Origin of the sequence: Xanthobacter luteus (assembly GCF_040049235.1) — a bacterium.
Lineage (GTDB): Bacteria > Pseudomonadota > Alphaproteobacteria > Rhizobiales > Xanthobacteraceae > Xanthobacter.
The window spans coordinates 34,718-60,183 of sequence record NZ_JBDZDO010000003.1; the positions used below are offsets into that span (position 1 = coordinate 34,718).

A 25,466-nucleotide genomic window follows, 5' to 3' on the forward strand; every position below is an offset into this window, starting at 1 on the left:
ATGCGCCCTCCCTTCACCGTGCTCTGGCTCCAGTCCGGCGGCTGCGGCGGCTGCACCATGTCGCTGCTGTGCGCCGAAGCGCCAGACCTTGCGGCGACGCTGGAGAGCGCGGACATCCGCTTCCTGTGGCACCCCGCTTTCTCGGAGGAGACCGGGAGTGAGGCGACCGCGCTGTTCGAGGCTGTGCTCGCGGGCGAGATCGCGCTCGACGCCTTGTGCGTGGAGGGCGCGCTGCTGCGCGGGCCGAACGGCACTGGGCGCTTCCACGTGCTGGCCGGCACCGGCGTGCCCACCATCGACTGGGTGCGCCGCCTCGCGCCGGTGGCGCGCCACGTGGTGGCGGTGGGCACCTGCGCGGCCTATGGCGGGGTGACGGCGGCGGGCGTGAACCCGGCGGATGCCTGCGGCCTCCAGTTCGACGGGCGCCGGCGCGGCGGCGCGCTGGGCGAGCCGTTCCGTTCCCGCTCGGGCCTGCCGGTGATCAATGTGGCGGGCTGCCCGACCCACCCCAACTGGGTCACCGAGACCTTGATGCTGCTCTCGGCGGGCCTCCTCGGCGCCGCCGACCTCGACGTCTATGGCCGGCCGCGCTTCTACGCCGACCACCTCGTCCACCACGGCTGCCCGCGCAACGAATACTACGAATACAAAGCCAGCGCGGAGAAGCTCTCCGACCTCGGCTGCATGATGGAGCATCTGGGCTGCCTCGGCACCCAGGCGCACGCGGACTGCAACACCCGGCTGTGGAACGGCGAGGGCTCCTGCACCCGGGGCGGCTATTCCTGCATCAACTGCACCGCCCCCGAATTTGAGGAGCCGGGCCACGCCTTCCTGGACACGCCGAAGATCGGCGGCATCCCCGTGGGCCTGCCCACCGACATGCCGAAGGCCTGGTTCATCGCCTTGTCCTCCCTCGCCAAGGCGGCGACGCCGGAGCGGCTCCGGCGCAACGCCACCGCCGATCACGTGCTGACCCCGCCCGCGGTGAAGGACATCAAGCGGCGATGAGCCCCGACGCCCGCCGCCTCGTGGTCGGCCCCTTCAACCGCGTGGAAGGGGACCTGGAGGTGCGCCTCGAGATCGCCGACGGCCGGGTGCAAGAGGCGTTCGTCTCCTCGCCCCTGTTCCGCGGCTTCGAGCGCATCCTGGAAGGGCGCGACCCGCGCGACGCGCTGGTGATCGCCCCGCGCATCTGCGGCATCTGCTCGGTGTCGCAGTCGCACGCGGCGGCGCTGGCGCTCGCCGGGCTCCAGGGCCTCGCGCCGACCCCGAACGGACGGATCGCCACCAACCTCATCCTCGCCGCCGAGAACGTGGCCGACCACCTCACCCATTTCCACGTCTTCTTCATGCCGGACTTCGCCCGCCAGGTGTACGCGGACCGGCCCTGGTTCGCGGCGGCCGAGCGGGGCTTCAAGGCGGCGCAGGGCGCGCGCGTGCGCGCGGCCATCGCCACCCGCGCCACCCTGCTCCACGTGCTCGGCCTTCTGGCCGGGCGCTGGCCGCACACGCTGGCGCTCCAGCCGGGCGGGGTGACGCGCTCGGCCGACCAGCGCGACAAGATGCGGCTCCTGGCGACGCTCGCCGCCGTGCGCGCGGACCTTCAGGACCGCCTCTACGGTGCCGCGCTGGAAGAGGTGGCGGCGCTCGACGACGCCGCGGCGCTGGAGGCGTGGCGCCGCGCCGGGCCGGCGAGCGACATGCGGCTGTTTCTCGACATCGCCGAGGACCTGGAGCTTTCGGGCCTCGGCCGCGCCTATGACCGCTTCCTGTCCTACGGCGCCTATCCGCAGGAGAGCGGCCGGCTCTATGGCGGCGGCATCGTCGCGGACGGCGTTGGCGCCACGCTCGATCCCGCCGCCATCACCGAGGACCACGCCTTCGCCCGCATGGAGGGCCGCGAGGCGCCCCACGCCCCGTTCGAGGGCTCGACCCTGCCCGACGGGCTGGACGAGGACGGCTACACTTGGTGCAAGGCGCCGCGCCTGTCGGGCCTGCCGTTCGAGACCGGCGCCTTCGCCCGGCAGGTGGTGGCGGGCCAGCCGCTGATGCGCGATCTCGCCGCGCGCGAGGGCGCCAATGTGAGGAGCCGCGTGGTCGGCCGGCTGGTGGAGGCCGCGCGCACGCTGATCGCCATGGAAGGCTGGGTGCGCGAGCTGGAGCCCACGGCGCCCTGGTGCGCGCAGGGAACGCTGCCGCAGGAGGGCCGCGCCTTCGGGCTGACGGAAGCCGCGCGCGGCGCGCTCGGCCACTGGGTGGTGGTGCAGAAGGGGCGCATCGCCCGCTACCAGATCATCGCTCCCACCACCTGGAACTTCTCGCCGCGCGACCGCGCCGGCGTGCCGGGTCCGCTGGAGGCAGCGCTGGTCGATGCGCCGATCCGCCAGGGCGAAGTGACGCCGGTGAGCGTGCAGCACATCGTGCGCTCCTTCGATCCGTGCATGGTCTGCACGGTGCATTAGGCGCCGGGCCATGGAGCGCGCCGAGGAGATCGTCGTCCGGGGCATCGTGCAGGGGGTGGGCTTCCGCCCCTTCGTGCACCGCCTCGCGCTGCGCCACGGACTGCGGGGCAGCGTGCGCAATGCCGGCGACCGGGTGGCGATCCATGTGGCGGGCGCACCCGGCGCGCTCGACGCCTTCGCCCGCGCGCTTGCACAAGAGGCACCGCCGCTCGCCCGCATCGCCGCCATCGAGCGGCGCGCGGCCGCGCCGCCCGAGGGCGCGGGCTTCGCCATCGCCGCGAGCGGGGCGGGCGAGGTCTCGGTCGGGATCGTGCCGGACGTCGCCACCTGCCCCGCCTGCCTTGCGGAGATCGCCGACCCGGCCGCGCGGCGCTTTCGCTACGCCTTCACCAACTGCACCGATTGCGGGCCGCGCTTCTCCATCGTCACCGGCCTGCCCTACGACCGGCCGATGACCACCATGGCGGGCTTTGCCCTGTGCCCGGCCTGCCGCGCCGAAAATGACGACCCCGCCGACCGGCGCTTCCACGCCCAGCCCATCGCCTGCCCCGATTGCGGGCCGCGTCTGTGGCTGGAGCATGAGGGCGCGGAAATCGCCTGCGCCGATCCCATCGCCGAAGCGGCGCGGCGGCTGACGGCGGGCGCGATCCTGGCGGTGAAGGGCATCGGCGGCTTCCACCTCGCCTGCGACGCCACCGGCGCTGAGGCCGTCGGCCTACTGCGCGCGCGCAAGCATCGACCGGCGAAGCCGCTCGCCGTCATGGCGGATCTGGCGACGGCGGAGGCGCTGTGCGTGCTGGACCAAGCGGCGCGGGCCGCGCTGGAGCACCCCTGCGCGCCCATCGTCCTCCTGCCGCTGCGCCCCGACGCCGACCTGGCGCAGGCCGTGGCGCCGGGCCAGCGCCAGTTGGGGCTGATGCTGCCTTATGCGCCGTTGCATCACCTCCTTCTGGCCGCGGTCGGCCGGCCGCTGGTGATGACCTCGGGCAACCGCTCCTCCGAGCCCCAGGCGTTCCGCGACGCCGACGCCCGCGCGAGCCTGTCCGGCATCGCCGACGCCTTCCTGATGCACGACCGGCCCATCGCCCGGCGGCTCGACGACAGCGTGGTGCGCCTCGCCGCCGGCCGGGCGCGGGTGATGCGGCGCGGCCGGGGCCTTGCGCCCATGCCGCTCGCTTTGCCGGAGGATTTCGCGGGCGCGCCGGCGGTCCTCGCCCTGGGCGCCGAGGTGAAGAGCGCCTTCTGCCTCACGCACGGGTGCAACGCGCTGCTCTCGCACCATCTCGGCGACCTGGACGAACCGGCCACCGCCGACGCCTTCGCGGCGGCGCTCGCGGACTATGCCGCCATCTTCCGCCATGCCCCCGAGGCGGTGGCGGTGGACCTCCACCCGGGATACCGGGCGAGCCGGGACGGCGCCGCGCTGGCCCACGAGAACGGCCTGCCGCTCCTCGCGGTCCAGCACCACCACGCCCACATCGCCGCCGCCATGGCCGAAGCGGGGTGGCGGCGCGGCCAGGGGCCGGTGATCGGCATCGCCCTCGACGGCCTCGGCCTCGGCGACGACGGCACGCTCTGGGGCGCCGAGATCCTCGCCTGCGACTATCGCGCCATGACGCGGCTTGCCCGCCTCGCCCCCATCCCGCTCGCCGGCGGCGACGCGGCGGCGCGCGCGCCGTTCCGGGTGCTGCTGGCCCATCTCGACGCCGCGCTCGGGCGCGCGGCGGTGGACGCGCATCCCCGCCTCGCGCCGCTGTTCGCCGGGCGGCCCGTGGCGACGCTCCGGGCGATGATGGACAAGGGGCTCAACGCGCCGCCCGCTTCGTCGGCGGGCCGGCTGTTCGACGCCATGGCGTGCCTGCTCGGCCTCGCGCCGGAGCACCTCTCCTTCGAGGGCGAGGCCGCGCTGGGGCTCGAGGCCGCCGCGTCCGGCCACGACGCCGCGCCCTATCCCTTCGCTTTGCGGCACGGGACGGGACCGGACGGCGCGGCGCTGGCCGAGCTCGATCCCGGCCCGCTCTGGCGCGCGGCGCTTGCCGATCTCGACGCCGGCCGCGCGCCCGGGGCGATCGCGGCCGGCTTCCATTTCGGCCTCGCGGCGGCCTTCGCCGACCTTGCGGCGGACCTCGCGCAGGCGCGCGGGCTCGGCACCGTGGCGCTCTCGGGCGGCGTGGCGCAGAACGCGATCCTGCTGGAGGCGATGGCGCGCCGGCTCGCCGCGCGCGGGCTCACGGTGCTCCTGCCCGCCGAGGCGCCCGCCAATGACGGCGGCCTCGCGCTCGGCCAGGCGGCCGTGGCCGCCGCCCGGCTCATGGCCGGCGCGGGCGAAGGCTGATGCTCAGTGGTGGGTGCCGCCCGCCGCCGCCGCGCGCGGGATGATGGCGCCGCGGTGCAGGATCACCTCGCCGGCGAGGCGATGGCCGGCCCGCGCCGCCTCTTCCGGCGCGGCGCCGGAAAGCCGCGCGGCGAGGTAGCCGGCATTGAAGCTGTCGCCCGCCCCCGTGGTGTCCACCGGGCTCACCGCGCGCTCCACCGGCACCTCCACCGTGCGCCCCTCCGCATGGACCAAGGCGCCGCCGGCGCCGTTCTTCACCACCACCTCGGCGACGCCATAGGTGGTGATGCGCTCGATGGTGGCGGCGGGCGAGGCATCGCCCCACAGAGCCACCTCGTCCTCGAAGGTGGGCAGCGCCAGGCTGGCGCGCTTCAACGCCTCGGAGAACACGGTGCGCGCGCGGGCGAGATCGCCGCCCCAGCCGCGCGGACGGAAATTGCCGTCGAACACGCGCCAGGCGCCGGCCTCGCCCGCCAGCTCCAAAGTGGCGAGGAAGCGGCCGAGCCCGGCATTGGAATAGAGCGACAGGGTGATGCCGGAAAAATAGACCGCGCGCGCCGCCACCATCTGCTCGGCGATGGCCTGCCAGCCGTCGAGCTCGAACAAGGCGCGGGCGGGCGAGGCATCGCGCCAGTAATGGAAGCTGCGCTCGCCCTGGTCGTCGGTGGTGATGAGATAGAGGCCGGGATTGCGGCCGCGCACCTGGAGCACGGCGCCGGTGTCGACCCCCTCGGCGCGGGCGAGGTCGAGGATGCCGGCGGAGAAGGCGTCGTCGCCGAGCGCGGTGGCATAGGCGGTCTCGACGCCGGCGCGGGCGAGATAGACCGCGGTGTTGAACGTATCGCCGCCGAAGCCGAGGCCGAAGCGGCCGTCGGAGCCGCGGGCGAGCTCCACCATCACCTCCCCCACGCAGATCACCTTGGCCACACGCGCCTCCGTTCACCTGCCGCCGCCGCGCCGCGGTTGAATATGGTCGGCAAATCGCCCTCTAGCACATTCGCGCGGCGCGGTATGCCCGGCGTCAGTCCACCGGCGGGCTGGTGGGGAAGATCCAGGCAGCGGGGCGGACCTGCGGGCCCTTCGGCCCCTCGGCGACGGCGGGCAGGGGCGCGCCGTAGCGCCCGCGCAGCTCGCGCGCCCGGCGGGTGTTGACCTCGATCAGGCACAAGGTGCGCTGCTCGAAATTGCCGATGCCGCGCTTGCCCTCGAACGGGGCGACGCTCTGGCAGTCGAAGTTGCGGAAGATCAGGAACCGCGACTGCGCCTCGTCCAGCAGGTTCTTCCAGCGGCTGCGCTGGACCGCGACGAGATCGGCGCGCGATTCGATCACGGCCATGGCGTTGCCCACCTCCGCCTCCAGCGCCGCTTCCGAGGTGCGCTGGGCGTCGTACAGGCAGCGGTTGTAGTCGCGCGGCGCCACCTGGTCGCGCGGACAGATGGCGAGCCCGGCCCAGTAATCGGGCGTCAGCGCGCCCGGCTTGCGCTCCTGCGCCAAAGCCGGGGCGACCGACGCCGCGAGCCAAAGATGAGCGAGCAGCAGCGCGCGCCGCGCCGTGAGGCCGGGCCGCGCCGCTGCCGCCACGCTCAGGCGACCTTCCGGCGCGCCAGGAACGCGCCCATGCGGTCGAGGGCGGCGACGATGTTCTCCCGCGAGGTGGCGTAGGACAGGCGCAGATAGCCCTCCCCGTGGACCCCGAAGTCCGGCCCGCCGATCACCGCCACCCCGGCATCCTCCAAAAGGCTCGAGGCGAGCTGCTTGGCCGAGGCCCAGCCGGTGCCCGAGACGTTCGGGAAGGCGTAGAACGCGCCCTTCGGCGTCGCGCACGACACGCCCGGCAGATCGTTGAGCCCGTCCACCACGATGCGGCGCCGGGCGTCGAACTCGGCCACCATGCGCGTCACCGCGTCCTGCGGGCCCTCGAGCGCGGCGATGCCGGCATACTGGGTCGCGGCGTTGACGCAGCTCCAGGCGTTCACCGCGAGCTTCCTCACCTTGTCGTAGAGGTCCTTGGGCCATACCGAATAGCCGAGCCGCCAGCCGGTCATGGCATAGGTCTTCGACCAGCCGTTGAGCAGGATGAGGCGGTCGCGCAGCTCGGGATAAGCGAGCAGGGTCTGGTGCGCTTCGCCGTCGAACAGAAACTGGTCGTAGATCTCGTCCGACAGGACGGCGACGTGCGGGTGGGCGGCAAGGCCCGCCACCAGCTTGTCGATCTCCGCCTTGGGCGTGACCCCGCCGGTGGGGTTGGCGGGCGAGTTGAGGATCAGGAGCCGGGTCGCCGGGGTGATGAGCGCAAGCGTCTCCTCGGCCGAGAAGGCGAAGCTATTCTCCTCGCGGATCGGCACCGGCACCGGGGTGGCGCCCATGTGCTCGATCATCGAACGGTAGATGGGAAAGCCCGGATCGGGATAGAGGATCTCGGCCCCCGGCTCGCCGAACAGGCGGATGGCGGCATACATGGTGACCTTGCCGCCGGGCACGATCATCACCAGGTCCGGGCTCACCTCCACGCCGTGGCGCCGGTGGAGGTCGCGGGCGACCGCCTCGCGCAGCGGCAGGATGCCGACCGAGGGGGTGTAGCCGTGCTGGCCGTCCTGCAGCGCCTTCACCGCCGCCGCGACGATGTGGTCGGGGGTGCGGAAGTCCGGCTGGCCGATGCCGAGATTGAGGATGTCCCGCCCCTGCGCGGCGAGGGCGGTGGCCCGCGCCAGCACGGCGAAGGCGTTCTCCTCGCCGATGCGGTCGAAGGCGGGATTGGTCTGGAGCATGGCGTCTTCTCCCTCGGGCGGCGCGTTGGCGCGCCTTGCCCGGACATGCGGCAGCAGGATCTGCGGGGGCGGCCGCAGCGTTTTCGATAGCATCAACGCGGCGCGCGCGCATCCCGCCGGGCAAAGGGCAGGGGCCCGCCGGCGTGGATGGCGCCGGGGCGGCCCTTGCGGCGGCGCGCGCGCCGTCGCACCTTCGGGCCATGGCCTCCGCTCCCGCCCCCGTTTCCGCTCCGCGTCCGCGCCGGCGCGTCCGCTTGCCGGCCGCTCCGGCGGAGCGCCGGATCGGGGCGCCGGGCCCGGTCGACGGCAAGGACGCGGTCCAGGACGTGGCGCCGAGCGGCCCCGCCCATGCCGCCGCGCTGCTCGCCTGGTACGACGTCCACCGCCGCCTTCTGCCGTGGCGCGCCGGGCCGGGCGAGCGCGCCGACCCCTACCACGTGTTCCTGTCGGAGATCATGCTCCAGCAGACCACGGTGAAGGCGGTGATCCCCTATTTCGGCGCCTTCCTCGCCCGCTGGCCGACGGTGAACCACCTGGCGGCGGCGCCGCTGGAGGAGGTGCTCTCGAAGTGGGCCGGGCTCGGCTATTACGCCCGCGCGCGCAATCTGCACGCCTGCGCCAAGGCGGTGAGCGCGCGCCATGGCGGCACCTTCCCGGACCATGAGGAGGCGCTGCTGGAACTGCCCGGCATCGGCCCCTACACGGCGGCGGCCATCGCCGCCATCGCCTTCGACCGCGCCGCGAGCCCGGTGGACGGCAACATCGAGCGCGTGGTCGCGCGGCTGTTCGCCGTGGCCGAGCCGCTGCCCGGCGCCAAGCCGCGCATCAAGGCGCTCGCCGCCGCGCTGGTGCCGGCGCGCCGGCCGGGCGACTTCGCGCAGGCGATGATGGATCTCGGCGCCACCATCTGCACGCCGCGCGCCCCGGCCTGCGGCATCTGCCCGCTGATGGCGCCGTGCGCGGCGCGCGCGCTGGGCGATCCCGCCCGGCTGCCGGTGAAGGCGGCCAAGGCCGAGAAGCCCGCGCGGGCGGGCGTCGCGTTCCTCGCCGTGCGCGCGGACGGGGCGGTGCTGCTGCGCTCGCGGCCGGAAAAGGGCCTGCTCGGCGGCATGACCGAGGTGCCGTCCACGCCGTGGGGGCCAGGCGGGGCCGGCGAGGCGGCGGCGCGCCACGCGCCGCTGGCGGCGCCCTGGCGCCCGCTGCCGGGCGCGGTGCGCCACGTCTTCACCCATTTCGCGCTGGAGCTCCGCGTCTGGCGCGCCGATTTGCCGCCCGGCGCGGCGGCGCCCGCGGGCACGCGCTTCGTGCTGCCGCGCGACTTCGACCGCGAGGCCCTGCCCTCGGTGATGCGCAAGGTGCTCGCGCACGGACGGGCGATCTAGCGCGGCTGGGACAGGCCGGCGCCTGGCCGCTGCGGCCGTCGACCTATTCGGCGGCGATGCCCATCTCCGAGCGCAGGCGGGCGCGCAGCATGTCGATGGGGTGGAGGCGGCCCGCCTCTTCCACATGCCAGAAGGTCCAGCCGTTGCAGGCCTCCGCCCCCTGGGCCAGCGCGCCCATGCGGTGGATCGAGCCGACGCTGCGGTCGGCGGCGTCGGTGAGCGCGATGGTGCCGTCGGCGCGCACCACGGCGCGGAAGCGGCCCTTGGCGTCGGTGAGCTCGGCGCCGGGGGTGACGAAGCCGCGCTCCACCAGCGCCGAGAAGGCGACGCGCGGCGCCTCGCGGGCGCTGGGCGGCGCCACCAGCGCGTCCTCGGGCAGCGGCTCCACCGCGGCGATGCGGGCGCGGGCGGCCTCGGCATAGGCCGCTTCGCGCTCGATGCCGACGAACGACCGGCGCAGGCGCTTGGCCACCGCCGCCGTGGTGCCGGAGCCGAGGAACGGGTCGAGCACCACGTCGCCGGGCCGCGTGGCGGCGAGCATCACGCGGGCGAGCAGCGCCTCCGGCTTCTGGGTCGGGTGCAGCTTGCGCCCCGCCGCGTCCTTCAGCCGCTCCGCACCGGTGCACAGCGGGAACAGCCAGTCCGAGCGCACCTGCACGTCCTCGTTGCCGGCTTTCAGCGCCTCGTAGTTGAAGGTGTATTTCGCGCTCGGGTCGCGCGCGGCCCAGATCAGCGTCTCGTGGGCGTTGGTGAAGCGCCGGCCCCGGAAATTGGGCATCGGGTTCGCCTTGCGCCAGACGATGTCGTTGAGGATCCAGAAGCCGAGATCCTGGAGCGCCGTGCCGACGCGGAAGATGTTGTGGTAGGAGCCGATGACGAACAGCGTGCCGCCCGGCTTCAGGAGCCGCCGCGCCGCCAGCAGCCAGGCGCGGGTGAAGGCGTCGTAGGCGGCGAAGCTCTCGAACTGGTCCCAGGCGTCGTCCACCGCGTCCACCAGGCTCTCGTCCGGGCGCTTGAGCTCGCCGCCGAGCTGGAGATTGTAGGGCGGGTCGGCGAACACCAGGTCGACGCTGGCGGCGGGCAGGCGCGCCATCGCGGCGATGCTGTCGCCGACGATCACGCTGTCGCGCACGAGCGGCGCCGCACCGTCCCGCGGCCCCTCGATCTGCGCGACCAAGGAGGCCGCCTCCCTGCCATCCGCGCGCACGCCGTTGCGGCGCACCGAACGCTGAGGCTCCCCCTTGGCCGCACGACGCATGACGCTACCCTACGCAACGCTTACCGACGGCCGGCAGTGTGGCGGCGGTGGGTTAAGGCGCGGTGAAGGGGCCGCAGGGTCAGGGCGCGGCCCGCGGCGCCTCGGCGGCGATGGCGTCCGCCGCCGGGTTGAGCGGCTGGGCGGCGTGGCGCGGGCGGGTGAAGGGCTCGGGCGTCGGGCCGTTGCCGTGCAGCAGATCGAGGCCGGCATAAAAGCCGCTGGTCTGCTCGAGGCACAGCCGCTCCTTGTCGCGGCGGCGCACGTCGGCCACCGTCTCCTGCGCCTCCTCGGGGCTGAGGCCGAGATATTCCAGCGCCCCGCGGCCGAAGGCGAGGGCGGATTCCAGCGTCTCGCGCATCTGGAAATCCACGTTCTGGTTCATCAGTTCGAGCGCGTGGCCGCGGTCGTAGGCGCGCACCAGGAGCCCGGCATTGGGGAACGCCTCGCGCGCGAGGGCGACGATCTTGTTGGCCGCCGCGCGCCTGTCGACGCATACCGCGATGGCGCGCGCCGCGCCGGCGCCCGAGGCGTGCAGCACGTCGAGATTGGTGCCGTCGCCGTAATAGATCTTGAAGCCGAACTTGGCGGCGGCGCGGATCATGTCCGGATCGTTGTCGATGATCGTCACCTCCAGCCCGCGCGCGAGGAAGGTCTGGCTCGCCACCTGGCCGAAGCGGCCGAAGCCCACCACCAGCACCGCGCCGGTGAGGCCGTCGGCGGCCTCCACGCCGTCGAGGTCCACCGCCTCGGCCGGCAGCAGGCGGCGCGCCGCCATCACCGTGAGCGGGGTGAGCGCCATGGACAGGATGACGGTGGTGGACATCACGGCGGTGACCAGCGGATCGAAGATCGCGACGCCGGCCGCCGCGGCGTAGAGCACGAATGCGAACTCCCCGCCCTGGGCGAACAGCGCGGCGCGGTAGAGCGCCTCGCGCCGGCCGGCGCCGAACGCCAGCGCCACGGCGAAGATGCCGATCGCCTTCACCGCCATGTAGCCGACCACCGCCAGCGCCACGATGCGCCACTCGGCGACCACCACGGCGAGGTTGAGCGACATGCCCACCGCCATGAAGAACAGGCCCAGCAACAGGCCGCGGAACGGCTCGATGTCCGCTTCCAGCTGGTGGCGGAAGGTGGACCCGGACAGCAGCACGCCGGCGAGGAAGGCGCCCATGGCCATGGAGAGGCCGGAGAGCTGCATCAAAAGCGCGGTGCCGAGCACCACGGTGAGCGCGGCGGCGGTCATGATCTCGCGCGCCCGCGCCGCCGACAGCAGCGCGAACAGGGGGTTGAGCAGCCAGCGCCCGGCCGCCACCACCAGCGCCACCGCCCCGGCCGCGAGCGCGATGGCGCTCCAGTCGGCGCCGTTGCTGCCGCCCGCCGCCGGCGCCAGCACCGCCACCAGCGCCAGCAGCGGCACGATGGCGAGGTCCTCCAGCAGCAGGATCGAGACCGCCCGCTGGCCGGCCGGGGTGGCGGTCTCGCCGGCCTCGTCGAGGATCTGGACGATGGCGGCGGTGGAGGAGAGCACGAACCCCATCGCGGCGATGAAGGCGACCGCCGGGGCGAGCCCGCCGAGCAGGCCGAGGCCGGTGAGCAGCGCGCCGCAGACGACCACCTGCGCGAGGCCCTGGCCGAAGATCTCGCGGCGGAGACCCCACAGGCGCTGGGGCTTCATCTCCAGCCCGATGACGAACAGGAACATGACGACGCCCAGCTCGGCGAAGTGCAGCACCGCCTCCGGCGCCGAGATCACCTTGAGGCCGAACGGCCCGACGGCGAGGCCAGCGGCGAGATAGCCGAGCACCGAGCCGAATCCGGCGCGCTTGAACAGCGGCGCCGCCACCACCCCGGCGCCGAGGACGGCGACGATCTGCACCAGCTCGAAATTGGACGCTTCGGCCATGACGGACCTCACAGGGATGGGATGTCGGCGCGACGCCGGGCAGGACATCTCGTAACGGAATGGCGGCGCCGGCGCGAGCCCGGCTGCGGCGCGGCACGCGCCGCCCTGTCAATGAATCGACAGCCGTTCCGGCGCATTGCACAATTTATGACGTTGCACCGCAAGAAGAATGCGGCTACCCAAGGCTTTAGCAATCAGGACCCGGTGCAACTCCGGGTGGCTCTTCCGGCCGCCGATCCGCCGGACAACGCAAATGACACACGCGTCTCGCGATCCGCTCCCGCGGGCGGACGGTGTTCTATTGCGGATTACTCCTTCATGCCCCCGCACACGCGCTATTTCCGCCAGTGGTTCTCCAACATCCGCGGCGACATTCTCGCCGGCATCGTCGTCGCCCTCGCCTTGATCCCGGAGGCGATCGGCTTCTCGGTGATCGCCGGGGTCGATCCCAAGCTCGGCCTCTATGCCTCCTTCGCCATCGCCTGCGTCTCCGCCGTCGTGGGCGGGCGGCCGGGCATGATCTCCGCCGCCACCGCCGCCACCGCGGTGGTGATGGTCTCCCTGGTGCGCGACCATGGCATCCAGTATCTGTTCGCCGCCACCATCCTCATGGGCGTGCTGCAGATCCTCGCCGGCTATGCGCGGCTCGGGCGGCTGATGCGCTTCGTCTCGCGCTCGGTCATCACCGGCTTCGTCAACGCGCTCGCCATCCTGATCTTCATGGCGCAATTGCCGGAGCTGATCGGCGTGCCGGTCGAGACCTACGCCATGGTCGCGGCGGGCCTCGCCATCATCTATCTGTTCCCGTATCTGACCCGCGCGGTGCCCTCGCCGCTGGTGGCCATCGCCGTGCTCACCGCCTTCGCCTGGTGGTCGGGCCTCGACCTGCGCACCGTGGGCGACCTCGGGGAGCTGCCCACGAGCTTTCCGGCCTTCCTGCTCCCGGACGTGCCGCTGACCTTCGAGACGCTGAAGATCATCTTCCCCTATGCGGTGACGCTCGCCGCCGTGGGCCTTCTGGAATCGCTGCTCACGGCGCAGATCGTCGACGACATGACCGACACGCCGAGCGACAAGAGCCAGGAATGCCTCGGCCAGGGCGCGAGCAACATCGCCTCGGCGCTGATCGGCGGCATGGGCGGCTGCGCCATGATCGGCCAATCGGTCATCAACGTCACCTCGGGCGGGCGGGGCCGGCTCTCCACCTTCGTGGCGGGCGCGTTCCTCTTGTTCCTGATCCTGGTGCTGGACGACCTCGTGCGCATCATCCCCATGGCGGCCCTGGTGGCGGTGATGATCATGGTGTCCATCGGCACCTTCTCCTGGCGCTCGATCCTCGATCTGCGCACCAATCCGCTGCCGTCCTCGGTGGTGATGGCGGCCACCGTCTTCACCGTGGTCGGCACGCACGATCTGGCGCAGGGGGTGCTGGTGGGGGTGCTGCTGTCGGGCGTGTTCTTCGCCGGCAAGGTGTCGCGGCTGGTCTCGGTGTCGCGGACCGCGGCCGAGGGGCGGGTGACCTACACCGTGCTCGGCCAGATCTTCTTCGCCTCGGCGGAGGCGTTCCTGCGCGGCTTCGACTTCGAGGAGACCCCGGCCGAGGTGGTGATCGACCTCACCCACGCCCATTTCTGGGACATCACCTCCATCGGCGCGCTGGACAAGGCGGTGATGAAGCTGCGCCAGCGCGGCGCCGCCGTCACCGTGCTCGGCCTCAATGAAGCGAGCGCCACCATGGTCGACCGCTTCGCGCTGCACGACAAGGACGGCACCCGCCCCGCCGCGCTGCATTGAGGTCACGCTGCGCTGAGCGCGGGCGGCGCGGGGGCGGCTTGCCCGCGGCGGTGCGCCGCGCCATCCTCGCGCGACGCGGAGCGGTCCGCGCCGCTTGCGGCGGAGCGCACGGATGGAGAAGACGCCCACCCCGTTCGAGAAGCGCCACCGCGACGGCTCCCTGTGGGCCCGCGGCCAGACGCTGGACGACCTGCCCACCGGCTATTGGGAATGGTTCCGGATCGACGGCACCCGGCTGCGCTCCGGCCATTTCCGGGCCGGCCGGCAGGTGGGGGAATGGACCACCTATGACAAGGCGGGTGCGGTCTACAAGGTGACGCGGATGAAAGAGGGATAGGGTCCGCGCGAGGCGGCCCATCCCAAGCCCCCGGACGGTCAGATCGCATGGCGACCGGAGCGGGTCGGGCGCTCCGTCCGAAACCGGCGGCGCATCCCACAGATTCCCGTTCAGGCGCGGCGCCGCCTCACACCGACCGCATCAGCCCGCCGTCCACCCGCAGATTCTGGCCGGTGATATAGCCCGCGCCCTCCGACACCAGAAACGCCACCGTCGCCGCGATCTCGGCGGACGTGCCGTAGCGGCCCATGGGCACGCCGGCGCGGCGCTCCGAGGTCTCGGGCAGGCTGTCGATCCAGCCGGGCAGCACGTTGTTCATGCGCACGTTCTGCGCGGCATGGGCATCGGCGAACAGCTTGGTGTAGGCGGCGAGCCCGGCTCGGAACACCGCCGAGGTGGGAAACAGCGGGCTCGGCTCGAACGCCCAGGCGGAGGAGATGTTGACGATCGCCCCCGCTTTCTGCGCCGCCATCACCGGGGCGACCAGGCGGGTCGGGCGCACCACGTTCAGAAGATAGACGTCGAGCCCGGCGTGCCAGTCCTCGTCGGTGATCTCGAGGATCGGCGCGCGCGGGCCGTGGCCGGCGCTGTTCACCAGCGCGTCGATGCGGCCATGGGCGTCGAGCGTCGCATCCACGAGGCGCTTCAGGTCGTCGTTGGACTGGTTCGAGCCGGTGATGCCGATGCCGCCCAGTTCCTTGGCCAGCGCCTCGCCCTTGCCGGAGGCGGAGAGGATGGCGACCCGGTAGCCGTCCGCCGCGAGGCGCCGCGCGCACGCCGCCCCCATGCCCGAGCCGCCCGCCGTGACGATCGCCACCTTCTCACCCATGCGTTTCCTCCCCTGCGCCGCGCGCTGCGGCATTTCCTATTCGGCCGCCGCCTTGGCACCCGGCACGGGCGGCAGCCCGTTCATGGCCGCCACCGCGTCGGCCAGGAGCGGCACGTTCTTGGCGCCATAGCCCAGGCCCTCGGCGGCGGCATAGAGATTCTTCACCGTCGCGCTCACGAACGCCGCGGCACCGGTATTGGAGGCGAGGCTGGTGACGTAGCGCATGTCCTTGTGGGCATTGGCGATGGCGAAGCGGTGGCTGTTCTCGTTGCCGTCCAGGGCATAGCCCATGAAGGTCTGGTAGAAGCCGCAATCCATGCGCCCGCCGCGGACCACGGTGTCGAACACCTGCGGCGTCACCCCGGCCTTGGCGGCGATGGCGAGCGCCTCGGCATAGATGGCGCCATAGCCGAGCGAGAGGAAATTGTTGATCAGCTTCATGGTGTGGCCGGCGCCGGGCGCGCCCACGCGCACGATCCGGCTGGCGAAGGCCGAAACCGCCGGCTCGATCACGGCGAAGGCATCATCGCCCGCGCCCACCATGGCGGTGAGGCCGCCGGTCTCCGCCTGGACCGGCGTGCCGCCGAGCGGGGCGTCGCAGAAGGCGATGCCCTTCGGCGCCAGCTCGGCGGCCAGCGCCATGGTCAAGGTCGGCTCGGAGGTGGAGCAGTCGACGATGTGGAGGCCTTCCCTGGCGCCGGCGAGCAGCCCGTCCGCCCCGCGCAGGATCGCCTCCACCTGGGGGGCGCCGGTGACGCACAGAAAGACGATGTCGCTCGCGGCGGCGAGCGCGGCCGCATTTTCCGCCTCCAGCGCGCCGCGCTGGCGCAGGTCGTCCACCGGAGCGCGCTTGCGGTGACCCAGCACGGACAACGGAAAACCCTTATCCAGAAGGCACTTGGCCATGCCATGGCCCATCAGTCCCACGCCGACGAACCCGATGCGCGGCTTGTCCATGCTCGACCTCCCCATGAAAAATGCTCTTATGCCGATGACACCTAAATCGTTTAGCATGTGACAAAGCGCTGCGCGATGCGCGAAACAACCCTTCAAAGGGGGGAGCATGGAGGACATGAGGAGCGCCCGGCTCGGCAAGGTCACGCTGCAGCGCCTGGCGCTGGAGCTGGGCCTGTCCACGGCGACGGTCTCCCTCGCGCTGCGCGACAGCCCGGTGGTCGCGGACGGCACCCGGATGCGCGTGCAGGAGGCCGCCCGCGCGCGCGGCTACGTGGCCAATCGCAGCGCCGCGGCGCTGCGCACGGCGCGCACCAACATCGTCGGCGTCGGGCTGCACGACATCGTCAACCCGGCCTTCACGGAGCTGCTCGCCGCCATCGAGGAGGCGCTCTCGGCGGCCGGAAAGACGGTGCTGCTCGGCGTCAGCCAGGAGGACGTGACGCGCCAGACCCGCACCCTCGGCACGCTCGCCGAATACCGGCCGGACGCCTTCATCGTCTCGCCCGCCGCCCACACGCAGGTGGAGGACCTGAAGGCGCTCGCCGCCACCGGCATCGCCGTGGTGCAGGTGACGCGCGAGATCGAGGGTTCGGGCTTCGACTTCGCCGGCTCCGACGATCGCGCCGGCGTGGCGCTCGGGGTGGCGCACCTGGTCGCGCTCGGGCACCGGCGCATCGGCATGGTCGGCGGCTTCGACGCCATCTCCACCGGCCGCAAGCGGCTCGCCGGCTACAAGGCCGGGCTCGCGGCGGCCGGCATTCCCTTCGACCCGGCGCTGGTGATGGCGGGGCCGGGCCACCGCGAGGAAGGGCGGCGGGCGATGATGCGGCTGCTGGCGCTCGAGGCGCCGCCGACCGCCGCGGTCTCCTTCAACGACCTCTCCGCCTTCGGTGCGCTGATGGGGCTCCAGGCCGCTGGCCTGACGGCGGGTCGGGATTTCTCGCTGGTGGGCTATGACGACATTGCCGAGGCGGCGTTGTGGCATCCTTCCCTCACCACGGTGCACACCTTCATTCCGGAATATGGGCGCGAGGCGGCGCGGCTGGCGCTGGCGCGCATGGCCGACCTCTCCCGTCCGGTGGAGCGGGTGGAACTTTCTCCGCGCCTCGTGGTGCGCGACACGACCAGCCCACCGATGCCGGTGAAGCGCCGGCCGCTGTGAGGGCGCGGCGATGATCGTCCCCGTCGCCTCCGCCGGCGACCCGCGCATCGCCGGGTTCCGGGCGGTGCGCGAACGCGATCTGGTGGGCCGCGACGGCGGCTTCATGGCGGAGGGCGAGGTGGTGCTGCGCCTCATCGCGCGCCATTTGGCCCGGACCGGCTTCGCCGGCGCGGGGCACCGGCTGGAGGCGCTGCTGCTCTCGGACCTCCAGGCCCGCCGGCTCGCCGCTCTCCTGGACCAGCTGCCGCCGGAGCTGCCGGTCCACGTGGTGCCGCAGGAGGTGATGGACGAGGTCGCCGGCTTCGCCATCCATCGCGGCGTCCTGGCGCTCGGCCGGGCGCATCCGGCCCGGCAGGCGGGGGCGCTGCTCGACGGCCTCGGGCCGCGCGCGCTGGTGGTGGCGGCGCTCGGCATCACCAACCACGACAATATGGGCGGCATCTTCCGCAACGCCGCCGCCTTCGGCGCGGACGCGGTGCTGATCGACCGCGCCTCGTGCGATCCGCTCTACCGCAAGGCGATCCGCGTCTCGGTGGGGGCGAGCCTCACCGTGCCGTTCGCCCGGGTCGAGGATGCCGGCGCGCTGCTGGACCTGCTGGCGGCGCGCGGCGTCGCGGCGATCGCGCTCTCGCCCGCCGGGGCGGAGCCGCTGTCGGCGCTGGTGCCGCCGCCGCGCGTCGCGGCGCTGTTCGGCACCGAGGGGCCGGGGCTTCCGGCCGCGGTGCTGGCCCGTGCCCGCACGGTGGCGATCCCCATGGCGCGCGACTTCGACAGCCTCAACGTCGCCACCACCTGCGGCATCGTCCTGCACCATCTGGTGGAGCGCGGGCGCGGCGCCGGGTGAGGGCGTGGCGTCAGTCGTGGGTGGTGCTTTCCCAATTGGCGTGGGCCACGCCCTTCAGGGCGGAAAGGCGCGCCACGACGGCGTCGAGCTCGTCCGACTTGACCGAGGTGCTCACCAGCGTCGCCACCAGCTCGACCGCATCCCCCTGGGCCGCGGACGTGACGTCGCTCACCGGGTAGTTCGCCTGCTCCAGCGCCTCGATCAGCGCCTCGCGCGCCTCGGCGACGGCATGGGCGTCGGTGGTGACGCGGACTTCGTAGCTCACCTCGGAGGCGCGGGTGTTGAGCGGAATGCGGTCGATGGCGCCGGCCAGCGGGCGCAGCACCGTGTTGCCGGCGATGATGATGAAGGTGATGAGCGCCGCCTCCGCCAGCATGTCGGCGCCGGTGCACGCGCCCACCGCCGCCGAGCACCACAGCGTCGCGGCGGTGTTGAGGCCGCGGATGTTGAGCCCCTCCTTCATGATCACGCCGGCGCCGAGGAAGCCGACGCCGGTCACCACGTTCGCCACCACGCGCAGGACGTCGGTGTTGGTGCCGACGCGGGCGGCAAGATCGGTGAAGGCGGCGGCGCCCACCGCCACGAGCACGTTGGTGCGCAGGCCCGCGGTGCGCTGGCGGTACTGGCGCTCGGCGCCGATCAGCGTGCCGAGCACGAAGGCCGCCCCAAGGCTCATCACCGTGTCGGCGAACTGCAGGAGTTCGAAGGTCTCGATGAACCGCAACGCCCGTCCCCTCCCCACCCACGGCCGGCACGCCGGCTGCCGCTTCGTCCGCGTCATCACTGGCGCGGCGCGGCGGGGGCTGGCAAGGAAAAACGCCAGCTTCAGCCCTGTGGCGCCGAGAGCATCCAGCGATGGCCGAAAGGGTCGCTCAAAGCGGCGAACCGGTCGCCCCAGAACATATCGGCCGGCATCATCTCGCCCACGGCGCCGGCGGCGAGGGCGCGGGCGAAGGTCGCGTCCACGTTGGCGGCCCGCGCCAGGGTCAGCGCGATGGAGACGCATGCCCGAGCGCCGGGAACGGGGGCGATCGCGCCGCTGCCGAACTCGGGAAAATCGTCGGAGAGCATCACGATCCCGGTGCCGATGACCAAGCGGGCATAGAGCACGCGCCGGCCGTCCTCGGCCATCATCTTGAAGGTCTCCTGGGCGCCGAACGCCTCGCGATAAAAGGCGATGGCGTCGAGCGCGGACCCAACCGTGAGGTAGGGAATCGCAAGCCCCGGGGCTTCTGCCATGGTCGTGCCTCCGTCATCGGCGTCCGCTGTGGCGCGGCGCGCGCCAGAGCGGAGCATCGCAGCGGCGCGGTGACAAGGCGATGTCGCGCGCGGCCGTGCCGGCCCGGGCCTCGCTGCAGTGCAAGATTGTCGCCTCACCGTGGAACTGCTAAAAAGCGTCCCATGTCCATGATCGTGCCCGCTTCCGCCCTGTCCCGGGCGGCGTTCTGCGCCGCCGGACCGTTCGCGCGCACCACCATGGAGTTCGCGGCGGTGCCGGATCACGTGCGCCTGCCGGGTCGCTTCTTCGGCCGCTTCACCACCGCCGCCTCGGCGGTGCTTGGCCGCTGACGCTGACGCCCTTTTCCATTCCTGGATCATCTCGATCATCCGCCCGGCCGCATTCGCGCGCGCGGGCATCCTTAAGGGACACGAACCCATGAGCGCACCCGTCGGCGGCCCCCGCACCCTCTACGACAAGATCTTCGACGACCATGTGGTCGAGCGCCAGGACGACGGCACCTGCCTGCTCTATATCGACCGCCATCTGGTGCATGAGGTGACCAGCCCGCAGGCCTTCGAGGGCCTGCGCGTGACCGGGCGCAAGGTGCGCGCGCCGGGCAAGACGCTTGCGGTGGTGGATCACAACATCCCCACCACCGACCGCACCTTGCCGAACCCCGACCCGGAGAGCGTGGCGCAGATCGCGGCGCTGGCGGAGAATGTCAAGGAATTCGGGATCGAATACTATGACGGCTTCGACAAGCGCCAGGGCATCGTCCATGTGATCGGCCCGGAGCAGGGCTTCACTTTGCCCGGCACCACCATCGTCTGTGGCGATAGCCACACCTCGACCCACGGCGCCTTCGGTGCGCTCGCCCACGGCATCGGCACCTCGGAGGTGGAGCACGTGCTCGCCACCCAGACGCTGATCCAGAAGAAGGCGAAGAACATGCGCGTCACGGTCGACGGCAAGCTGCCGGAGGGCGTGGGCGCCAAGGACATCATCCTCTCGATCATCGGCACCATCGGCACCGCCGGCGGCACCGGCTACGTGATCGAGTATGCGGGCGAGGCGATCCGCTCCCTCTCCATGGAGGGGCGGATGACGGTGTGCAACATGTCCATCGAGGGCGGCGCGCGCGCCGGCATGGTGGCGCCCGACGAGAAGACCTACGCCTATCTGGAAGGCCGCCCCAAGAGCCCGAAGGGCGCCGACTGGGACGCGGCGCGGCGCTACTGGGACACGCTGCGCTCGGACGCGGGCGCCTATTTCGACACCGAGCTCAGGCTCGACGCGGCAAGCCTGCCGCCCATCGTCTCGTGGGGCACGAGCCCGGAGGACGTGGTCTCGGTCGAAGGCGTGGTGCCCGATCCGGACCAGATCGCCGACGAAGGCAAGCGCGCCGCCAAGCATCGCGCGCTCGCTTATATGGGGCTCACCGCCGGCACCCGGATCACCGACATCGCCCTCGACCGGGTGTTCATCGGCTCGTGCACCAATTCGCGCATCGAGGATCTGCGCGTGGTGGCGAAGATCGTTGCCGGCCAGAAGGTGAACCCGAACGTCGCCGCCATGATCGTTCCCGGCTCCGGCATCGTGAAGGAGCAGGCGGAGGCGGAGGGCCTCGACGCGATCTTCCGGGCGGCCGGCTTCGACTGGCGCGAGCCGGGCTGCTCCATGTGCCTCGCCATGAATGCCGACCGCCTCTCTCCGGAGGAGCGCTGCGCTTCCACCTCCAACCGCAACTTCGAGGGGCGGCAGGGCCCGCGCGGGCGCACCCACCTCGTCTCGCCCGCCATGGCGGCGGCGGCGGCGATCGCCGGGCGCTTCGTCGACGTGCGGACCTGGCCGCGGGCCTGACGGTTCTGGCGGTAACAGGAGGTGCCGGCGGGTGCGCCGCCCGGCTCCGGGAGTGTTGCAAAAGAAAAACGGGCAACGAAAAGCGCCGCCCGTTTTATTCACAAATGCGTGATAATTAGACCCCTGCGACCGGGAAACCGGCCATTCGCGCTCCCGCCGCCGTTACAGAAGGGCGGAGAACACCGCGGAGACGGTGGCCGCATTCGCCTCGTGGGGGGCGAAAAACGCAGCGATTCCAATGATCGTCACCAGCGCGCCGGTGACCGCAAGCTTCCGAAGCATGGTCACTCTCCCAGTTCCTAGTCTGCGTGGAAAACGATGCAGACCCATTAAGAGTTCCTTAACCAAACCGGACTGAACGGCGCTTGAGGTCCGCGTTCATAATGCGTTCAGCCTTGTAACGCCCGCGTGAGTACTCGTCCGCGAGGCGCGAATAGTGGATGCGCCAAGCCCGGCAAGGAGCGGTATCGCAGTCATGAGTACGCCCAACCCCTGGCGCGACCGGCAAGCGCCGAGCCTCGAGGACATGGAGGCGCTGGCGGCCGAGGCCTTCACCCGCCTGCCCGAGGCGTTCCGCCGCCTGTGCCAGGGGGTGGTGATCCGGGTCGAGGACTTCCCCACCGAGGAGGTCCTGGAGGCCATGGGCTTGGAGAGCGAGTTCGACCTTCTGGGCCTGTTCCAGGGCATCGGCCGCGCCCAGGACGGGGCGGTCGCCCAGACCGGGCAGATGCCGAACATGGTGTTCCTCTATCGCCGGCCCATGCTCGATTACTGGGCCGAGCACGAGGAGACGCTGGGCGGCCTCGTCACCCACGTCCTGGTGCACGAGATCGGCCACCATTTCGGACTTTCGGACGACGACATGGACCGCATCGAAGCGATGGCGGACATGCCGTGATGCCGCATCGACCAAGCGCCTCAGCCTGTTTAGAAATGCTCCAAACAAAGGAGCGATCATGATCGACCCGACCCTCGAGCGTTACCCCTTCTCCATGCGCGCCCTGCATTGGCTCGTGGTGCTCGCCGTGCTGGTGGCCTATGGCGTCATCTATCTGGAGGCGTTCTTTCCGCGCGGTTCGGTTGGCCGCGCCTATATCTGGTGGACGCACATCTCGGTTGGCCTCGCGCTGGTGGCGCTCCTGATGCTGCGCATTCCCAACCGCATCCTGGCGCGCCAGCCCGCGCCTTCCGCCGCGCTCTCCCGCCCGGTCCGCATCGCCGCCGCGGTGGCGCACGGGCTGCTTTACCTGCTGCTGATCGCCACCCCGCTCTTGGGCATCTGGCTCGCCTTCCTGCGGGGGGATGCGGTCACCTTCTTCTCGCTCTTCACGATCCCTTCGCCGATCGGCATCGATCGCACCTATGCGCGCGAGATCAAGGAGGTGCACGAGACGATGGCCGACGCGCTGGTGGTGCTCGCCATGCTCCACGCGGCCACGGCGCTGGTGCACCACTTCGTGCTCAAGGACGACGTGCTCCGGCGCATGCTGCCCCCATCCCGCTGACCCTGCAGGCGCTGGGCAACGGCCGCAGCGCCTGTTAGGACCAGACCCAAGCGCAACCGCGCACCCCACGAGGACAACGCCAAACCCCGAGGCACGACATGGAAAAGTTCACCGTTCTGGAAGGCGTCGCCGCGCCGCTGAAGATGGTCAACGTCGACACCGACATGATCATCCCCAAGCAGTATCTGAAGACGATCCAGCGCACCGGCCTCGGCAAGGGTCTGTTCTCCGAGATGCGCTATAATGAGGACGGCTCCGACAATCCGTCCTTCATCCTGAACCAGCCCGCCTACAGGGGCGCCAAGGTGCTGGTGGCCGGCGACAATTTCGGCTGCGGCTCGTCGCGCGAGCACGCCCCGTGGGCGCTGCTCGATTTCGGCATCCGCTGCATCATCTCCACCTCGTTCGCCGACATCTTCTACAACAACTGCTTCAAGAACGGCGTGCTGCCGATCCGGGTCTCGCCCGAGGAGCTCGAGAAGCTGTTCGAGGACGCCGAGCGCGGCGCCAACGCCACCCTCACCATCGATCTGCCGAACCAGGAGATCCGCGGCCCCGACGGCGGCACGATCCATTTCGAGATCGACCCGTTCCGCAAGCGCTGCCTGCTGGAGGGCCTCGACGACATCGGCCTCACCCTGCAGAAGGCGCCGAGCATCGCCACCTACGAGGCCGCCAAGGGCGCCGAGCAGCCCTGGCTTTAGGGCTGCGGCCGGACGGGTTTGCCTGAGCCGGGGCATGTGAAAGCCGAGCCTGCCGGGTCTGCGGCTTGAGTTCTTGCGAAGATCGGGCGCTCCCGGCGGGGGGCGCCCGTATTTTTTTGGCGCCGTGGAGCGAATCTTGCCTGAACCGCTGGACCCGTTCCGGGATTTGCTTAAACTCTTGGCATTCCAATCAGTCCCATGTCTGCGCGTCGCCGCGCGGATGATCCGTTTTGCCTGGAAGGAGGTGCCGAATTGCCCCACGACACGCCGCTGATCGCGACCCTCGTCGGAGCATTCGTGCTGGCCTTCGTGTTCGGCGCCATCGCCCAGCGCCTGCGCCTGTCGCCGCTGGTGGGCTACCTGATCGCCGGCGTCATGGTCGGCCCCTTCACTCCCGGCTTCGTGGCCGACCAGCACCTGGCGGTGGAACTGTCCGAGATCGGCGTCATCCTGCTGATGTTCGGCGTGGGCCTGCATTTCTCGCTGAGCGACCTGCTGTCGGTGAAGGCCATCGCGATCCCCGGCGCGGTGCTGCAGATCGGCGTCGCCACCGCCATGGGCGTCGGCCTCGCTCAGGTCATGGGCTGGGGCCTCGGCGGCGGCGTCGTGTTCGGCCTTGCGCTCTCGGTCGCCTCCACGGTGGTGCTGCTGCGCGCGCTCCAGGAGCGGCGCCTGGTCGAAAGCGAGCAGGGCCGCATCGCCGTGGGCTGGCTGATCGTCGAGGACCTCGCCATGGTGCTGGCGCTGGTGCTTCTGCCGGCGCTTTCGGAGAGCCTCGGCGGCAAGGCGGTGGACGTCGGCGCGGCGTCCGCCTTCCTCGGCCCCATGGACCTGTGGACCTCGCTCGCCGTGACGCTCGGCAAGGTGGCGGGCTTCGTCTTGTTCATGCTGGTGGTGGGCCGGCGGGTCATTCCCTGGGTGATGCACTTCGTCGCCCATATCGGCTCGCGCGAGCTGTTTCGCCTCGCCGTGCTCGCCATCGCGCTCGGCGTCGCCTTCGGCTCGGCCAAGCTGTTCGGCGTCTCGTTCGCGCTCGGCGCCTTCTTCGCCGGCATGGTGCTGAGCGAAAGCCCGCTCTCCCATCGGGCGGCGGAGGAGACGCTGCCGCTGCGCGACGCCTTCGCGGTGCTGTTCTTCGTCTCCGTGGGCATGCTGGTGGACCCGGAGATCGTGGTGAAGAGCCCGCTGCCGCTGCTCGCCGCGCTGCTCATCGTGGTGGTGGGCAAGTCGGTGGCGGCCTATCTGCTGGTGCGCCTGTTCGGCTATTCCCAGCTCACCGCCTTCACCATCTCCGCCTCGCTGGCGCAGATCGGCGAGTTCTCCTTCATCCTCGCGACGCTGGGCGTGAGCCTCGGCCTGATGCCGGCGGAGGCGCGCGACCTCATCCTCGCCGCGGCGATCCTGTCGATCCTCGCCAATCCGTTCTTCTTCCTGGTGCTCGACCGGTTCCGGGCCAAGAAGGCGGCGGCCGCGGCGCCGGTGCCGCCGAGCGGGGCGCAGACGCCGGAGCCGGTGCTGGAGCGCACCGAGAAGGCCGGGCACATCGTGCTCGTGGGCTACGGCCGGGTGGGCCGCCTTGTGGCGGACGGTCTTGGGGCGGCCGGGCTGCCCTTCCTGGTGATCGAGGACCAGGAGGACCGGGTGGAGGAGCTGCGCCGGGCCGGCTTCGAGGTGGTGGACGCCAACGCCGCCTCACCCGCCGCCATGGAGGCGGCGAACGTGGCCGGCGCGCGGCGCCTCATCCTCGCCATCCCGGACGGCTTCGAGGCGAGCGGGGTGCTGAAGAAGGCCCGCGCGCTCAATCCGCAGATCGAGATCATCGCCCGCGCCCATTCGGACGCAGAGGTGGGCCACCTGCGCCAGAGCGGCGCGGACTTCATCATCATGGGCGAGCGGGAGGTGGCGCGCGGCATGCTCGCCCACGTGCTCGCCAGCCCCGCCGCTCCCGCCGCTTCCGCCGGGACCGCTTCCACCGTCGCGGTGGTGCCCGACGCGGCGGCGCCGGGCGCGGGGGCGGGAGGCGCAGCCCCTGGAACCGAGGGGCAGGCGGCGAGGGCCCCCGCCTCCGGTCCAGGGACGCCCTCGGAGACGGTCGATCCGAAGACCGGGGAACCCAGGTTGCCACGCTCTTAAATGCAAA

The 25,466-nt window shown here is 71.7% G+C and carries 23 protein-coding genes and 1 other annotated feature; of the genes, 14 read left to right on the plus strand and 9 right to left on the minus strand.

All coding sequences use genetic code 11. From position 1 onward, the window contains the following. The 3 genes from ABLE88_RS11165 to hypF are packed head-to-tail and all read left to right on the plus strand — an operon-like array spanning nt 1 to nt 4,797. Nucleotides 1–1,008 carry an NADH-quinone oxidoreductase subunit B family protein gene (locus ABLE88_RS11165; RefSeq protein WP_348831710.1) on the plus strand — a complete coding sequence of 336 codons (1,008 nt, stop codon included), beginning with the start codon at nt 1–3 and terminating at the stop codon, nt 1,006–1,008. Next, on the plus strand, nt 1,005–2,462 hold the full coding sequence (locus tag ABLE88_RS11170; RefSeq protein ID WP_348831711.1) for a nickel-dependent hydrogenase large subunit: 1,458 nt from the start codon (nt 1,005–1,007) through the stop codon (nt 2,460–2,462). Before ABLE88_RS11165 ends, ABLE88_RS11170 begins: the two co-directional genes overlap by 4 nt. A gap of 10 nt (nt 2,463–2,472) precedes the next feature. Beyond that, nucleotides 2,473–4,797, plus strand: coding sequence for a carbamoyltransferase HypF (gene hypF / locus ABLE88_RS11175; RefSeq protein ID WP_348831713.1), 2,325 nt, complete (start codon nt 2,473–2,475; stop codon nt 4,795–4,797). A 3-nt stretch (nt 4,798–4,800) separates the two neighbouring features. Here the strand turns inward: hypF and ABLE88_RS11180 are convergent, their stop codons facing one another. The 3 genes from ABLE88_RS11180 to ABLE88_RS11190 form a co-directional block, all read right to left on the minus strand. Then, nucleotides 4,801–5,724: a sugar kinase gene (locus tag ABLE88_RS11180; RefSeq protein WP_348831715.1), complete on the minus strand. Its 924-nt coding sequence runs from the start codon at nt 5,722–5,724 to the stop codon at nt 4,801–4,803. A 94-nt stretch (nt 5,725–5,818) separates the two neighbouring features. Next, nucleotides 5,819–6,379 (minus strand): lysozyme inhibitor LprI family protein, encoded by a 561-nt coding sequence (locus ABLE88_RS11185; protein ID WP_348831717.1) that lies wholly within the window; start codon nt 6,377–6,379, stop codon nt 5,819–5,821. A gap of 2 nt (nt 6,380–6,381) precedes the next feature. Next, complete coding sequence (locus ABLE88_RS11190) at nt 6,382–7,566, minus strand: pyridoxal phosphate-dependent aminotransferase (protein WP_348831719.1); 1,185 nt, start codon at nt 7,564–7,566, stop codon at nt 6,382–6,384. 254 nt (nt 7,567–7,820) lie between these two features. Between ABLE88_RS11190 and mutY the strand changes: the two genes are divergently transcribed. Further along, complete coding sequence (mutY, locus tag ABLE88_RS11195; RefSeq protein ID WP_510182889.1) at nt 7,821–8,948, plus strand: A/G-specific adenine glycosylase; 1,128 nt, start codon at nt 7,821–7,823, stop codon at nt 8,946–8,948. A 43-nt stretch (nt 8,949–8,991) separates the two neighbouring features. Here the strand turns inward: mutY and ABLE88_RS11200 are convergent, their stop codons facing one another. Together ABLE88_RS11200 and ABLE88_RS11205 are read right to left on the minus strand one after the other, a co-directional pair. After that, nucleotides 8,992–10,206 (minus strand): site-specific DNA-methyltransferase, encoded by a 1,215-nt coding sequence (locus ABLE88_RS11200; protein ID WP_348831721.1) that lies wholly within the window; start codon nt 10,204–10,206, stop codon nt 8,992–8,994. Nucleotides 10,207–10,285: 79 nt separating this feature from the next. Then, the gene (locus ABLE88_RS11205) at nt 10,286–12,112 is read right to left on the minus strand and encodes a monovalent cation:proton antiporter-2 (CPA2) family protein (RefSeq protein ID WP_348831722.1); all 1,827 of its coding nucleotides are present in this window, start codon (nt 12,110–12,112) and stop codon (nt 10,286–10,288) included. Nucleotides 12,113–12,306: 194 nt separating this feature from the next. Further along, nucleotides 12,307–12,362, plus strand: a sequence feature (sul1 is cis-regulatory element that is thought to sense ions involved in sulfur or methionine metabolism; They are found in Alphaproteobacteria). Between the two features lie 68 nt (nt 12,363–12,430). Between ABLE88_RS11205 and ABLE88_RS11210 the strand changes: the two genes are divergently transcribed. Both ABLE88_RS11210 and ABLE88_RS11215 read left to right on the plus strand, forming a co-directional pair. After that, nucleotides 12,431–13,906: a SulP family inorganic anion transporter gene (locus ABLE88_RS11210; RefSeq protein ID WP_348831724.1), complete on the plus strand. Its 1,476-nt coding sequence runs from the start codon at nt 12,431–12,433 to the stop codon at nt 13,904–13,906. A gap of 112 nt (nt 13,907–14,018) precedes the next feature. Then, nucleotides 14,019–14,243, plus strand: a complete 225-nt coding sequence (locus ABLE88_RS11215) for a toxin-antitoxin system YwqK family antitoxin (protein WP_348831726.1) — start codon at nt 14,019–14,021, stop codon at nt 14,241–14,243. Between the two features lie 127 nt (nt 14,244–14,370). On the opposite strand, the gene ABLE88_RS11220 is transcribed toward ABLE88_RS11215, so the two are convergent. Together ABLE88_RS11220 and ABLE88_RS11225 are read right to left on the minus strand one after the other, a co-directional pair. Continuing rightward, entirely contained in the window at nt 14,371–15,072 is a 702-nt protein-coding gene (locus ABLE88_RS11220) for an SDR family oxidoreductase (protein WP_348831728.1), read from the minus strand. Nucleotides 15,073–15,108: 36 nt separating this feature from the next. Continuing rightward, nucleotides 15,109–16,029, minus strand: a complete 921-nt coding sequence (locus ABLE88_RS11225; protein ID WP_348831729.1) for an NAD(P)-dependent oxidoreductase — start codon at nt 16,027–16,029, stop codon at nt 15,109–15,111. 106 nt (nt 16,030–16,135) lie between these two features. Between ABLE88_RS11225 and ABLE88_RS11230 the strand changes: the two genes are divergently transcribed. Continuing rightward, nucleotides 16,136–17,191: a LacI family DNA-binding transcriptional regulator gene (locus ABLE88_RS11230; RefSeq protein WP_348831730.1), complete on the plus strand. Its 1,056-nt coding sequence runs from the start codon at nt 16,136–16,138 to the stop codon at nt 17,189–17,191. A 10-nt stretch (nt 17,192–17,201) separates the two neighbouring features. Next, complete coding sequence (locus ABLE88_RS11235; protein ID WP_348831732.1) at nt 17,202–18,035, plus strand: TrmH family RNA methyltransferase; 834 nt, start codon at nt 17,202–17,204, stop codon at nt 18,033–18,035. Nucleotides 18,036–18,045: 10 nt separating this feature from the next. Here ABLE88_RS11235 and ABLE88_RS11240 read toward each other — a convergent pair whose 3' ends face one another. Next, on the minus strand, nt 18,046–18,759 hold the full coding sequence (locus ABLE88_RS11240; RefSeq protein WP_348831733.1) for an MgtC/SapB family protein: 714 nt from the start codon (nt 18,757–18,759) through the stop codon (nt 18,046–18,048). A 101-nt stretch (nt 18,760–18,860) separates the two neighbouring features. Further along, complete coding sequence (locus tag ABLE88_RS11245) at nt 18,861–19,274, minus strand: VOC family protein (RefSeq protein ID WP_348831735.1); 414 nt, start codon at nt 19,272–19,274, stop codon at nt 18,861–18,863. A gap of 162 nt (nt 19,275–19,436) precedes the next feature. Between ABLE88_RS11245 and ABLE88_RS11250 the strand changes: the two genes are divergently transcribed. The 6 genes from ABLE88_RS11250 (at nt 19,437) to ybaL (ending at nt 25,459) form a co-directional block, all read left to right on the plus strand. Then, nucleotides 19,437–19,604 (plus strand): hypothetical protein, encoded by a 168-nt coding sequence (locus ABLE88_RS11250; protein ID WP_348831737.1) that lies wholly within the window; start codon nt 19,437–19,439, stop codon nt 19,602–19,604. 88 nt (nt 19,605–19,692) lie between these two features. Then, nucleotides 19,693–21,117, plus strand: a complete 1,425-nt coding sequence (gene leuC, locus ABLE88_RS11255) for a 3-isopropylmalate dehydratase large subunit (RefSeq protein ID WP_348831738.1) — start codon at nt 19,693–19,695, stop codon at nt 21,115–21,117. 475 nt (nt 21,118–21,592) lie between these two features. After that, nucleotides 21,593–22,015: a metallopeptidase family protein gene (locus ABLE88_RS11260; protein WP_348831740.1), complete on the plus strand. Its 423-nt coding sequence runs from the start codon at nt 21,593–21,595 to the stop codon at nt 22,013–22,015. Nucleotides 22,016–22,073: 58 nt separating this feature from the next. Beyond that, nucleotides 22,074–22,622, plus strand: a complete 549-nt coding sequence (locus ABLE88_RS11265) for a cytochrome b (protein WP_348831742.1) — start codon at nt 22,074–22,076, stop codon at nt 22,620–22,622. A 98-nt stretch (nt 22,623–22,720) separates the two neighbouring features. Further along, nucleotides 22,721–23,326, plus strand: a complete 606-nt coding sequence (gene leuD, locus ABLE88_RS11270) for a 3-isopropylmalate dehydratase small subunit (protein ID WP_348831744.1) — start codon at nt 22,721–22,723, stop codon at nt 23,324–23,326. A 252-nt stretch (nt 23,327–23,578) separates the two neighbouring features. Next, nucleotides 23,579–25,459, plus strand: coding sequence for a YbaL family putative K(+) efflux transporter (ybaL, locus tag ABLE88_RS11275; RefSeq protein ID WP_348831745.1), 1,881 nt, complete (start codon nt 23,579–23,581; stop codon nt 25,457–25,459). Nucleotides 25,460–25,466: the final 7 nt, after the last annotated feature.